Consider the following 13,136-nt stretch of genomic DNA (forward strand, 5'->3'; position numbering starts at 1 on the left):
GGCCTGCACCCGCTCCAACGCGGACGCATAATCCACCAACGCGCTCCCGGTGGCCTCATACCGCGCATACGCCCGCCGGATCTGGGAGACCGTGTCCTCCTTGGTCTCCATCAACGCATCCACCGCCCGGGAGACCGACCCCGCCACATCCAGACGCGACATCGCCCCCGCCGCACCATCGATCTACTCAGCGACCTCCAGATAGTCCTGCCCCCCGGCAAGCACCAGCACCGGATCCCCCGGCGTCGGATCCGCATCCAACCCCACCGGCGACCAGTCAGCAGGCCTCACCATGGTGCCTCTCCCCTCCTCGGCTCCCCCGGAGGTCAGCCAGCGAAATTCCCGTCCTCGTCCGCACGAGAGTACTCAGCCTCGGCCGGTGCCGCCCAGGGGAGAGCTCCCCATCAGCCCTGGTCAGATGCTGTGCGCGAGCTCCAGGCGGTAGCCGCGCTTGACGACCGTCTTGACCAGGTCCCGCCGCCCCGCCGCCTCGCGCAGCCGCGCGACGGCGACCTCGACCGCGTGCGGGTCGCGCGAGGAACCCGGCAGCACGTCCAGGACCCGCTCGCGCGGCACGACGTCGCCCCCGGCGGACGCGAGCAGCCGCAGCACCGAGACCCCGGTGGGCGACAGCGGCAGCACCTGACCGTCGAGCACCGCGACGCGCGCCCGGATCACCAACGGCCCGGCCACGGTGGACAGCGCCACGGACTCCAGGTGCTCGTAGTGCCCCACGAGCGTGCGCACGAGCGCCCCGAGGCGACCGCGGTCGGGCTGCAGGGTCGGCGCCCCGCGCGACTCCAGGGGCCGGGCGGTCACCGAGCCGACGGCGGCGGCCACCATCGAGCCGTCGGCGAACCGGGCCACGACCTGGTCCAGCAGCCCCTGGTCCTCGACCGCACGCATCCACGCCTCCGCCCCCGGGGCCGAGGTGAACGCGACCGCGTCGATCTCCCCGGCGGCGGCGGCGCGCACGGACGCCTCGACGGCCGCCGGGTCCGGCGGCGGCCCCCACCGGTAGACGACGAGCGCCGACACCCGGGCGCCCGCCTTGGCGAACACCACGTCCAGGCCGTCCGCCCCCGCGCCGTGGTGCTGGATCGCGACGTGCAGCCCGGAGACCCCCTCGCTGAGCAGCACCTCGGCGACCTCCGCCGACGTCTCGGACTCCGCGACCCAGTCGGCCTGCAGCCCCGCCGCCTGGATCGCGCCGCGCGCCTTCGGCCCCCGCGCCACGAGCCGCGCCCGGCCCAGGGCGGCGAGCAGGTCGTCCGCGAGGCCGTGCGCGTCGGCGGCCTCGACCCAGGCGCGGAACCCGACCCCGGTGGTGACGACGACGACGTCGGGCGCGTCGTCGAGCAGCGCGCGCGTCGCGGAGATCAGGGTGTCGTCGTCGACGTGGGAGACCATGCTCAGCGCCGGGGCGTGGCGCACCGAGGCGCCGCGGCGCTCGAGCGCCGCGGCGAGCTCGCCGGACCGCCGGTCCGCCGTCACCAGCACCGTGCAGCCCGCCATGACCTGCCCGAGCACCGGGCGGGTCGGCTCAGCCACCGGCCCCTCCCACGGCTCGGGCGCGGCGGTCGCCGGCCCCGCCGGGCGCCCGGCCTCCTCCTGCGACACGCACAGCCTCCAGAAGTCCCTCGTCCGCCACGGCCCCCACCACGACCACGGCGGGAGACCGCACGCCGACCTCCTCGGCACGCTTGGCCGCCAGGTCGAGGGCGGCGCGCGTGACGCGCTGGTCGGGCAGGGAGCCCCGTTCCACGATCGCCACGGGGGTACCGGGGTCTGCACCGGCGTCGAGCAGGTGGGCCACGATCGCGGGCAGGGCGGAGACCCCCATGAGGATGACCAGGGTAGCGGCGCGCTGCGTGACGCAGGACACGGAGACCGCATCGAGGACAGGACCGTGCCCCGCCTCCCCCTCGCGGGTGTGCCCGGTGACGACGTGGAACGCGGTGGTCGTCCCGCGGTGCGTGAGCGGGATGCCGGCCAGCGCCGGGGCCGCGAGCGCCGACGAGACACCGGGCACCACCTCGACCTCGACGCCCGCCGCACGGCACGCCGCGACCTCCTCCCCGCCGCGGCCGAAGACGAACGGGTCGCCGCCCTTGAGCCGCACGACCCGCTGGCCGGCCTGCGCGCGGGCCACGATCAGCGCGTCGATCTCGTGCTGCGGCAGCGTGTGCCGCCCGGGCGTCTTGCCGACGTCGACGACCTCGACCCCCGGCCCCAGGTCGTCCAGCACCTCGGTAGGCACGAGCCGGTCGGTGACGACCACGTCCGCCGTCGTCAGGGCCCGCCACGCACGGTAGGTGAGCAGGTCGGCCGCGCCCGGCCCGGCGCCGACCAGCGTCACCCGCCCGAAGGAGGTCATCCGAGCCCCACGTGGACGACGCCGTCCGCCACGACGACGGGGTACGACGCCAGGTCGCCGGACAGCCCCTCGCGCGGCTCCTTGCCGGCGGCCTCGAGGCACCGTCCGGAGGAGAGCTCGAACACCTGCTTGTACACGGGGGCGGCGACGGTGGGCGTGCCGCGCCGCGTCCCCACGATGCCGCGCGACATGACGTTCGCCCCGGCGTACGGGTCGAGCTGCTGGACGGCGTGCACCGTGCCGTCCACGAGCCGGAACAGCGCGACCTGCACCTCCTCGCCGTCGGACCCGGTGACCAGCGCCGCCACCCCCCGCTCGGGGACGAGCGCGTCCAGCGGGCAGACGGCGGTCCAGCAGGGGCCGGCGACGACCGGCGGGGCGGAGGTCGGCGGGGTCGGGGCGAGGGTGCTCATGCGCGAACCTCCAGGGTGGGACCGGCCACGAGGACCGGAGCGTCGACGACGGGGACCAGGTCGGGGTCGAAGGCGCCGGCGGCGACCTCGTCGGGCGTGGCGGGCCGCTTCTGCCCGCGCTCGGGGACGTACGCGAGCGCCGGGTCCGGCGTCGTCGGCGCGTTGACGAACGAGCCGAACCGGGCGAGCTTCTCGGGGTCCGCGAGGACGGCCTTCCACTCGTCCTCGTACGCCTCGACGTGTGCCGCCATCGCGGCGTCCAGGTCGGCGCAGATGCCGAGCGAGTCGTCCAGGACGACCGCGCGCACGCCGTCGAGCCCCCCGGAGACGTCGTCCAGCCACGGGGCGGTGCGCTGCAGGCGGTCGGCCGTGCGGATGTAGTACATGAGGAAGCGGTCGATGGTGCGGATCAGGGCCGCGTCGTCCAGGTCCTCGGCGAGGAGCTGCGCGTGGCGCGGTGTCTGGCCGCCGTTGCCGCCGACGTAGACGTTCCATCCCTTGTCGGTGGCGATGACGCCGACGTCCTTGCCGCGGGCCTCCGCGCACTCGCGCGCGCAGCCCGAGACGCCGAGCTTCAGCTTGTGCGGCGAGCGCAGCCCCCGGTAGCGCAGCTCGAGGTGCACCGCCATGCCCACGGAGTCCTGCACGCCGTAGCGGCACCACGTGGAGCCGACGCACGACTTCACCGTGCGCAGCGACTTGCCGTACGCGTGGCCGGACTCGAACCCGGCGTCCACGAGCCGCGCCCAGATCTGCGGGAGCTGCTCGACCCGCGCGCCGAACATGTCGATGCGCTGGCCGCCGGTGATCTTCGTGTACAGGCCGAAGTCCTTGGCGACCTGGCCGACGACGATCAGGCCTTCGGGGGTGACCTCCCCGCCGGGCATGCGCGGGACGACGGAGTACGTGCCGTCCTTCTGCATGTTGGCGAGCATGTGGTCGTTCGTGTCCTGCAGCGCCGCCTGCTCGCCGGCGAGGATGTGCCCGTTGCCCAGGCTCGCCAGGACCGACGCCACCACCGGCTTGCAGACGTCGCAGCCGCGACCGGCGTCGGTGGTCCCGTCGGGCACCCGGCCGAAGCGGGCGATGATCTCCGAGAACGTGTGCAGGTCGGCCCCGCGGACGGCGTCGAACAGCTCCGCGCGGGACAGCTCGAAGTGCTCGCACAGCGCGTTGCTCACCTCGACGCCCGCCTTGGTGAGCTCCGTCTTGACGAGCTTGGTCACCAGGGGCACGCACGCCCCGCACGTGGTGCCGGCCCGGGTGCAGGCCTTGACCCCCGCGACGTCGGTGCACCCGTGCTCCGTGACCGCCCCGCGGACGGCGCCCGCGGAGACGTTGTTGCACGAGCACACCTGCGCCTCGTCCGGCAGCTCCAGCGCCGGCGCCCCGCCGCCCTCCGGCAGCAGGAACGCGGCCGGGTCGCCGGGGAGCTCGGCGCCGAGCATCGGCCGCAGCGACGCGTACGGCGCCGCGTCGCCGACGAAGACGCCGCCCAGCAGCGTGCGGGCGTCGTCCGACATCACGAGCTTCTTGTAGACGCCCGCCAGCGGGTCGGCCCACACGATCTCGACCGACTTCTCGGTGCGGCCGTGCGCGTCGCCGAAGCTGGCCACGTCGACGCCGGAGAGCTTGAGCTTGGTGGCCGTGTCCGCGCCCGGGAACACCGCCTCGCCGCCGAGCAGCCGGTCGACCACGACCTCCGCCATCGTGTTGCCGGGCGCCACCAGCCCGAGGCAGCGCCCCTCGATGCAGGCGACCTCGCCGATCGCCCAGACGTGCGGGTCGGCCGTGCGGCACGTGAGGTCGACGACGGCGCCGCCGCGCTCGCCGGTCTCCAGCCCCGCCGCACGGGCGAGCTCGTCGCGAGGGCGCACCCCCGTGGCCAGGACCACGACGTCGACGTCGAGCCGGCCGCCGTCGGCGAAGTCCATGCGCCCCACGTGGCCGGTGCGCCGGTGCGGCCGGATCTCCTTGGTCGCGGTCTCGGCGCGCACCGAGATGCCCTTGTCGTTGATGAGCCGCTTGAGCGCCTGCCCGCCGCCGAGGTCGATCTGCACGCCCATGAGGTGGGTGCCGAACTCGATCACCGTGGCCTGCGCGCCGAGCGCCTTGAGCGCGCCCGCCGCCTCCAGGCCGAGCAGGCCGCCACCCACGACGGCGCCGCGCACCGGCTTCTCGACCACGCCGCCGCGCGTCTCCACACGCCCCGCCTCCCGCTTGGCCTCGACCCAGCCGCGCAGGGCCGCGACGTCGTCGATGGTGCGGTAGACGAACACGCCGGGCAGGTCGTTGCCCGGGATCGGCGGCACGGCGGCGTTCGAGCCGGTGGCGAGCACGAGCTCGTCGTAGGCGTGCACCCGCCCGAGCCGGTCGGTGACGGTGCGCGCCTCGCGGTCGATCGCGGAGACCTTGCAGTCGCGGTGCAGCTCGACCAGCGGGTCGTCCCACAGGGCCGGGTCGCCCAGGGTGAGCTCGTCGGCGTCGCGCACCTCGAAGTAGCGGGTGAGCCCCACGCGGTCGTACGGCTTGCGGGGCTCCTCGGCGAAGACGCTGACACGCCACGCGCCGTCCGTGTCGCGGGACCGCAGGGCCTCGACGAAACGCTGGGCGACCATGCCGCCGCCGATGACGACCACGTGCCGCCGCGTGTCGCCGGGGCCGTCGACGCTGGTGGTGGGGGGCTCGCTGCTCATGCCCCGACGCTAGGAAACCGCCGTTTCACCCGGGTGCGCCGGTCGTTACCCGGCGGGAACATCTGCCTCACGCGCGAAACAATCCGGGCGAGAGGAGTCCGTCGCGCGCGGAGGTCAGCCGCCGGGGACGACCTCGAGCGGGCCCTCGTCGGGGGTCGGCACCTGGAACCCGTCGTAGTACGCGGCGGCGACGTCGGGAGCCAGCAGCACGTCGTGCGCATGGGCGCCGGTGCGCGCGGCCACCCGCGCCAGCGCGACCTCCCGCGGCGTCGACACGAACACCACCTGCGCGACCACGCCGCGCTCCGCGCCGAGCCGGCGGTACTCGTCGCGGGACGCCCGGGACCAGAACGAGCTGTCGACGACGACGTCCCGCCCCTCGTCGAGCAGCGCGGCGACCCGCTCGCGCAGGTCGGCCGCGACCCGCTGCGCGACGTCGTCGGGCAACGGGTGCGCGGTGAACCCCTCGGCGAAGGCCAGGTCGTCGACGGACACGCGCACCCAGCCGGCGGCCTCGAGGCGACGGGCGTGCGTCGACTTCCCGGACCCTGCCGGGCCGCACATGAGGACCAGGTGTGCCGTCATGGCCGACGACCCTACCTACGTGCGCTGCGTCCGGGAGGGCCACGTGCTGGGGGAAGTGAGGGGACCCGACCGCGAGGTAGTGCTTCCCGTACCGCGGTAGTGCCCGGCGGGCACTACTCGGGTACGGGAAGCACTACCTCGCGGTCACGGGCGTCGGGGTCTCTCGGCCCGCCGCCCCCAGCCACTCCACCAGCCCGCACACGGCCTCGGTGCAGCTTCCGCAGCCGGTCGTGGCACGGGTCGCGCGGGCGACGTCCTCGGTGCTGGTCGCGCCGTCGGCCACGCAGGCCGCGATGTCGTGCTTGGTCACGCCGTTGCAGCGGCACACGGTCGCGTCGTCGGGCATGCGCTCGGGGCTCGACGTGGTCTCCGCGGCCGGCATGACGGCGGTGAGCAGCAGGAAGGCCGGGTCCACGGGCACCGGGACACGGCGGGTGTACGCGGCGGTGAGGTCGGCCGCCACCCGGGCGTCCCCGACGCACGTCGCGCCCACCAGCACGCCGTCGGCCACCACGGCCTCGACGTACCTGCCCGCCGCCGGGTCGACGAGGCGCAGGGCGCGCTCGCCGGGCACCGCCACCCGCCCGGCCCCGGAGCGCCCCATCGACACGACGCTCAGCGTGCCCGCCTTGACCTTGACGACGTCGGTGCCGCGCGTGTCCACGCCACGGTCCGACGGCGCCCGGCTCGTCAGGAGCGTGCCGAGCCGCACCGCCATCGTGGGCCGCTCGCCGTCGTGCGGCAGGCGCAGGTGCTCGGACGGTCCGCGCCGCACGGGCACGGGGGCAGGCGGGGCGGCGGCGAGCGTCACCAGCCGCTCGGCCAGCCGCCGTGCCTGGTCCCAGCCCTCCGCGACCAGGCCGCGCGAGCCCTCCGGCGGTTGCGCGCAGTCCCCGACGGCGTAGACCCGCGGGTCGCTCACGCTCGCCAGGTCCGGACCGACCACGACCCCGCGGTCGACGGCCAGCCCCGCCCGCCGGGCGAGCGCGGTGGCGGGGACGGTACCGCACGCGAGCACGACGAGCCCGGCGCCGATCACCTCGCCCGCCGACGCCCTGCCTGTCTCACCGTCACCCTCGCCCCCGACCCGGACGCCCACGGCGCGGCCGCCCACGACCAGCACCTCGGCGAGCGGGGCGCCCAGGTGCACCGAGACTCCGGCGTCGCGCAGGCTCGCGCGCAGCACGCCCGCCGCGTCGTCGTCGAGCTGGCGTTCCATGAGCGAGCGCCCCGGGTGCACGAGCGCGACCTGCAGGCCGCGCCTCGCCAGCCCGGTCGCCACCTCCACACCGAGCACTCCCCCGCCCACCACGACGGCCCGGGGCGCGTTGACGGTCGCGGCGACGATCTCGCGCGCGTCGTCCAGCGTGCGCAGCGCGTGCACGCCGGCGGGCAACGCGCCGTCCGACCCGGTGCCCTGCCCAGGAACCGCGGCCAGCCCCGGCACCTCGGGGACGCGGGCGACGGCCCCGGTGGCGATCACGAGGTGGTCGTACGGGTGGCGCGTGCCGTCGTCGGCGAGGACCTCGCGCGCCGTGCGGTCGACCGCGACGGCCGCGACCTCGCGCCGCACGGCGACCCGCTCGCCGCCCGGCAACGGCATCACGATCGCGGCGACGTCCGTGCGGCCCGCGACGACGTCGCTCAGCAGCACCCGGTTGTACGGCTCGTAGGGCTCGGCCCCGAGCACGGTGACGTCGAGGGCGCCGTCCGTGTCTCGGCGCGCCAGCTCGTCGGCGAGCCGGGCGCCGACCATGCCGAGGCCGACCACGATGACGCGCTGCGGCACGCGGAGCGGGGGCAGGGTCATACGGGTACCTCCTGGGTGGGCACTGCCGAGTCGTCGTCGGTGGGCACTGCCGAGTCGTCGTCGGTGGGCGCAGCGGCCGGGAGCGGCTCGGGCGACTCGGCGGGGGCGACCGACACCGCGCACACCTTGAACTCGGGCATCGCGGAGACGGGGTCGACGGCGTCGGTCGTGACCCGGTTGACGCTGCCCGGACCACCCCAGTGGAACGGCATGAACACGGTGTCGGGACGCACGGCGTCCGTCCAGCGGGCGGTCGCCACGACGTCCCCGCGCGCGGACGTGAGCCGCACCCGGCCGCCGTCGGGCACGCCGACACGCTGGCCGAGGTGCGGGTGCAGCTCGGCGTACGGCTCGGGCACGAGCCGCTCGAGCTCCGGCACCCGGTGGGTCTGCGCCCCGGACTGGTAGTGCTGCAGCACGCGTCCCGTGACGAGGTAGACGGGGGCGTCGGGGCGGACGTCGTCGCTGGGGCCGACGTGGTCGACGACGACGGCGCGGGCCCGGCCGTCGGGCGTCGCGAACCGCTCGAGGAACACGCGCGGCGTGCCGGGGTGCTGCCCCCGCCAGTTGTCAGGACCAGGTGCACCTATACCTGCACGTGGTCCTGACAACTCGCGGGCTCTCGAGTTGTCAGGACCAGGTGCACGTTCCAGTGGTCCTGGTCCTGACAACTCGCGGGCGGGCCCGGTGGCCGGGCAGGGCCAGAACAGGCCGGGCCCGCCGGCGGCCTCGTCGGCGTCGAGGCGCGCGTGCGAGAGGCCCGAGTAGTCCGCGGGCCCGCCCGCCGACGCCCGGGCGAGCTCGTCGAAGACCACCGCGGGGTCGTCCGGGAAGTCCACGGGCGACCCGAGACGGCGGGCGAGCTCGGCCAGGATCCACAGCTCGGAGCGCACGTGCCCCGGCGCGTCGACGGCCCGCCGCCGGCGGATCACCCGGCCCTCGAGGTTGGTCATCGTGCCCTCCTCCTCCGCCCACTGGGTGACGGGCAGGACGACGTCCGCCAGCAGCGCGGTCTCCGACGGCACGGTGTCGCAGACGACGAGCAGGTCGAGCGCGCCCAGCCGCTCGCGCACCCGGTCCGCGTTCGGCGCGGAGACGACGAGGTTGGAGCCGTGCACGAACAGGGCACGCGGCCCGCCGTCCGTGCCGAGGGACGCGAGCAGCGCGACCGCGGGGCGACCCGGTCCGGGCAGCGTCGCGGGGTCCACGCCCCACACGGCCGCGACGTGCGCGCGGGCCGCGGGGTCGTCGATGCGCCGGTAGCCGGGGAGCTGGTCGGCCTTCTGACCGTGCTCGCGCCCACCCTGCCCGTTGCCCTGCCCGGTGAGGCAGCCGTACCCCGAGCCCGCCCGGCCCGGCAGCCCGAGGGCGAGCGCCAGGTTGATCGCCGCGGTGACGGTCGCGGTGCCCTGCGTCGACTGCTCGACGCCGCGCCCGGTGAGCAGGTACGCACCGCGCCCGCCCCGTGACGGGGACGCCGCCGCGAGGAGCCGGGCCACCCGGCGCAGCTCGTCGGCGGGGACGCCGCAGACCGCCTCCGCGCGCTCGGGCCACCACGCCACGACCGACCGCGCGACGTCGTCGAACCCGGAGGTGCGCGCGGCCAGGTAGTCACGGTCGGCCAGGCCCTCGGCGAGCACCACGTGCAGCAGGGCGAGCAGCACGACCAGGTCGGTGCCCGGCACCGGCTGCAGGTGCACGCCGCCGCGGCCCGCACGGGGTGCGCCACCCTGCGGGTCGTCGACCAGCCGGGCCGTGGCGGAGCGCCGGGGGTCGACCACGACGAGCCCACCGGCCGCGCGGGCCCTCGCCAGGTGCTGCACGAACGGCGGCATCGTCTCGGCCACGTTGGAGCCGAGCAGCACGACGACGTCGGCGCCCGCCAGGTCCGTGACGGGGAACGGCATGCCCCGGTCGAGGCCGAACGCCCTGTTCCCGGCCGCCGCGGCCGACGCCATGCAGAACCGGCCGTTGTAGTCGATGTGCGGGGTGCGCAGCACGGTCCGGGCGAACTTCCCGAGCGTATACGCCTTCTCGTTCGTCAGCCCGCCCCCGCCGAAGACGGCGACGCCGCCCGGCCCGTGCTCGGCCTGGATCGCGGCGACCCTCGTGGCGATCAGGTCCAGGGCGGTGTCCCACGTCGCGGGCGCCAGCGCGCCGTCGACGCCGCGCAGCAGCGGCGTCGTCACCCGGTCGGGGGCCCGCAGCACGCTCGCGCTGGTCCAGCCCTTCTGGCACAGCCCGCCACGGTTGGTGGGGAAGTCCCGCGGCGACACGGTGACGGGCACCGCGGCGCTGGCCACCGGAGCGCTGGTCACCGGAGCGCCGCCGGCGGCGGCCGGCGTCAGGTCCATGCCGCACTGCAGCGCGCAGTAGGGGCAGTGCGTCGCCGTCGGCCGGGCCGGCGTCGGGCGAGCGACCGCCGCGGTCATACGCGCGCCGCCCGCATCGCCGTGCCGCGGCGGCCATAGACCGCCCACGTCACGGCCGCCATCACGACGTACGCCCCGACGAACACCCACAGGGCCGCGGCCAGCGACCCGGTGGCCGCCGTCGACATCGCGAACCCGCGCGGGACGAGGAACCCGCCGAAGGCCCCGACAGCTCCGGCGATGCCGATGCACCCGGCGGCGGCACGCGCCGTCGCCGCCCCGCCGCCCGCGGCACCGGCGACCCGGAACGCCACCGGGATCATGCGGTAGACCGCCCCGTTCCCGACGCCCGTGGCGACGAACAGCAGCAGGAAGGAGCCGAAGAACAGTGGGAAGCTGCGGCTGCCGAGGGCGATCACCGCGCTGGTCGCGCCGACCGCCATGACGCCGTAGCAGGCGATCGTCAGGAGGGCGCCGCCCCACCGGTCGGCCAGCACCCCGCCCAGCGGTCGGGTCACCGACCCCACCAGGGCGCCCAGGAAGGCGAGCGAGAGGGCCACCTCGGGGAACTGCCCGGCGAGCAGGGTCGGGAACACCCCGGAGAACCCGATGAAGGAGCCGAAGGTGCCGATGTAGAGGAACGAGATGATCCACGTGTGCGGCTCGCGCAGCGCCACGACGAACGACCGCGGGTCGGACCGGGCCGTGGCCAGGTTGTCCATGTACCGCCAGGCCAGCACCGCAGCGAGCAGGACGAACGGCACGAGCATCAGCCCCGCCCGCTCGAGCGCGACCCCCGCACCCGTGACGATGACGAGCGGCACGGCGAGCTGCACCGCGGCGGTTCCGAGGTTGCCGCCCGCGGCGTTCCAGCCGAGGGCCGCACCCTTGGCCCGCTCGGGGAAGAAGAACGAGATGTTCGCCATCGAGGAGGCGAAGTTGCCCCCGCCGAAGCCCGCGAGCGCCGCGACCGCCAGCATGACGCCGAAGGAGGTGTCGGGCCGCTGCACCGCCCACACCATCGCGAGCACCGGGACCAGCAGCAGGGACGCCGAGACGACCGTCCACGTGCGGCCGCCGAAGACCGGCACCGCCAGCGTGTAGGGGATGCGCAGGGTGGCCCCGACGAGGGCGGGCACCGCGATCAGCCAGAACATCTGGTCGGCGCTGTACGCGAACCCGGCGGCCGGGAGCTGCGGCACGACGATGGACCACAGCGCCCACACGCAGAACCCGAGGAACTCGGCGAACACCGACAGGACGAGGTTGCGACGGGCCACCCTGCGCCCGCCGCCCGCCCAGAAGCCCGGGTCCTCGGGGTCCCAGTCCTCGATCCAGCGGCCGCGCCGGCCGGGCCGGCCGGGGGCCTGAGGCGGGGCGGTGCGGGTGCGGTCCGGCGTGGTCACGGCGGGCGGAGCGGCCATCGCGTGTCCTCCTGGGCGCGAGCCCGACGTCGTCGGGCGGTCGGACGGCCCGGAGTGCTCCGGTGCCGTGGTGTGCCGACCGGCTCGACGTCGGGCCGGTGCCCTGACGCTATGGAGGCGGTGTTTCGACGCCGGGCGCGCCGGCGTGAAATACGCGTGTGCGGGGACTCACAGTGGACTTCTCGCGACTGTGAGGTCGCTCCGGCACTCAGGCGGGGGCGCTCACCGCCTCGGTGCCGGAACGCCTGCCGACCACGAGCCGGCGGAGCATCCCGACGAAGGTCGGCAGCCACGCCGCCAGGGCGAGCGCGAGGACGAGCGGAGCCACCCAGCCGAGCGGCTCGAGGTCGATCGCGTCGCGCATCCGGATGGTCGCGACGCCGTACATGCCGATGGGGAACACCATCGACCAGTTTGCCGGGTGGTACCGCAGCGGAAGGCGGCGCACCAGGTGACGCCACACGGAGATCGCGATCATCAGCGGGAACCAGAACGTGCTGGTGCCCCACGCCATGATGACGATCCCCTCGAGGAACGGCAGCAGCCCGGCGATCCGGGACGAGCCGTCGGCGGCGAGCATGAGGTTCGACCCGGCGAGCACGGTGATGGCGAGCGCGCCCGCCGCGATCCAGACGGGCGGGTCGGCCTCGTCGGGGGTGAGCCGCAGGAACGTCCACCGCAGGAACACCATCGTCATGACGATGACGTAGAGCAGGACCCCGAGCATGAACACCGCGACCGCACCGAAGGCGAGCATGTCGCTGTGCTCCCCCGCCCGGCCGAGGAGGAGCGCCATGAGCACCGCGAGAGACTGCGTGCTCACGGTCAGGAGGAACCACGTGCCGTTGATGCCGCGCTCGAGGCCCGGCTTGGTCTGGCCCACGATGGTGGCCACCAGGACGACGTAGACGAGCACGAACCACAGCACCGTGCCGACGACGCCGAACGCGGCGGTGACGCCCCACCGCCCGTACAGGAGGCCGATGCCGTCCGCGAGCACCCCCGTGCCGGCGACGATCGTGAGGAAGGCGAAGCCGCGCGCGTGGCTGGTGAGGTCCTTCCACAGCTCGCGGGGGCGCGTCACGGCGCGCGCCACGACGAGCACCGTCAGCACGACGTACATGACGGCCGCGATCCCGTGCAGGCCGAGCGCGAGCCAGCGCAGTCCCAGGAGGCCGGCACCGATGGCGATGATCCCGGTGGCCATCACCATCGCGAAGATGCCCGGGAAGAGCGTGCGCACGAGGGCCGCCGACCATCGCTCGGCTCCGCGCGACATGGCCCGTTCCTCTCCGTCGCCGACCGGCCACGGACGGCCGGGACACCTGCCGCATCGTACCGGGCGACGAGATGACGGCCGCTCGTGATCGTTTTCACAAGCCGTGCCCTTGCCGAACGGCGCGCCGACGTGCGGCAATGCTTCCGGCACTCGATGATGCGATGAGTACCTTCTCGGACC

9 protein-coding genes are annotated in these 13,136 nt (G+C 75.1%); all 9 read right to left on the reverse strand.

Annotated elements, in window-relative coordinates:
* Window positions 1-414: 414 nt before the first annotated feature.
* The gene (locus tag LEP48_RS17655) at window positions 415-1,515 is read right to left on the reverse strand and encodes a uroporphyrinogen-III synthase (RefSeq protein WP_225566927.1); all 1,101 of its coding nucleotides are present in this window, start codon (window positions 1,513-1,515) and stop codon (window positions 415-417) included.
* 28 nt (window positions 1,516-1,543) lie between these two features.
* Window positions 1,544-2,377, reverse strand: coding sequence for a uroporphyrinogen-III C-methyltransferase (cobA, locus tag LEP48_RS17660; RefSeq protein ID WP_225566891.1), 834 nt, complete (start codon window positions 2,375-2,377; stop codon window positions 1,544-1,546).
* Window positions 2,374-2,790 (reverse strand): nitrite reductase small subunit NirD, encoded by a 417-nt coding sequence (gene nirD / locus LEP48_RS17665; protein WP_225566892.1) that lies wholly within the window; start codon window positions 2,788-2,790, stop codon window positions 2,374-2,376. The genes cobA and nirD overlap by 4 nt, the downstream gene beginning before the upstream one ends.
* A complete protein-coding gene (gene nirB, locus LEP48_RS17670; RefSeq protein WP_225566893.1) occupies window positions 2,787-5,486 on the reverse strand; it encodes a nitrite reductase large subunit NirB in 2,700 nt (899 codons plus the stop codon). The genes nirD and nirB overlap by 4 nt, the downstream gene beginning before the upstream one ends.
* 114 nt (window positions 5,487-5,600) lie before the next feature.
* Window positions 5,601-6,071 carry a P-loop nucleotide/nucleoside kinase family protein gene (locus LEP48_RS17675; protein WP_225566894.1) on the reverse strand — a complete coding sequence of 157 codons (471 nt, stop codon included), beginning with the start codon at window positions 6,069-6,071 and terminating at the stop codon, window positions 5,601-5,603.
* 133 nt (window positions 6,072-6,204) lie between these two features.
* Entirely contained in the window at window positions 6,205-7,881 is a 1,677-nt protein-coding gene (locus LEP48_RS17680; protein ID WP_225566895.1) for an FAD-dependent oxidoreductase, read from the reverse strand.
* Window positions 7,878-10,313, reverse strand: coding sequence for a molybdopterin oxidoreductase family protein (locus LEP48_RS17685; RefSeq protein ID WP_225566896.1), 2,436 nt, complete (start codon window positions 10,311-10,313; stop codon window positions 7,878-7,880). The genes LEP48_RS17680 and LEP48_RS17685 overlap by 4 nt, the downstream gene beginning before the upstream one ends.
* Window positions 10,310-11,677, reverse strand: a complete 1,368-nt coding sequence (locus LEP48_RS17690; RefSeq protein ID WP_225566897.1) for an MFS transporter — start codon at window positions 11,675-11,677, stop codon at window positions 10,310-10,312. The genes LEP48_RS17685 and LEP48_RS17690 overlap by 4 nt, the downstream gene beginning before the upstream one ends.
* A gap of 208 nt (window positions 11,678-11,885) precedes the next feature.
* Entirely contained in the window at window positions 11,886-12,956 is a 1,071-nt protein-coding gene (locus LEP48_RS17695; protein ID WP_225566898.1) for a tellurite resistance/C4-dicarboxylate transporter family protein, read from the reverse strand.
* Window positions 12,957-13,136: the final 180 nt, after the last annotated feature.

Source organism: Isoptericola luteus, assembly GCF_020297055.1.
Lineage (GTDB): Bacteria > Actinomycetota > Actinomycetes > Actinomycetales > Cellulomonadaceae > Isoptericola > Isoptericola luteus.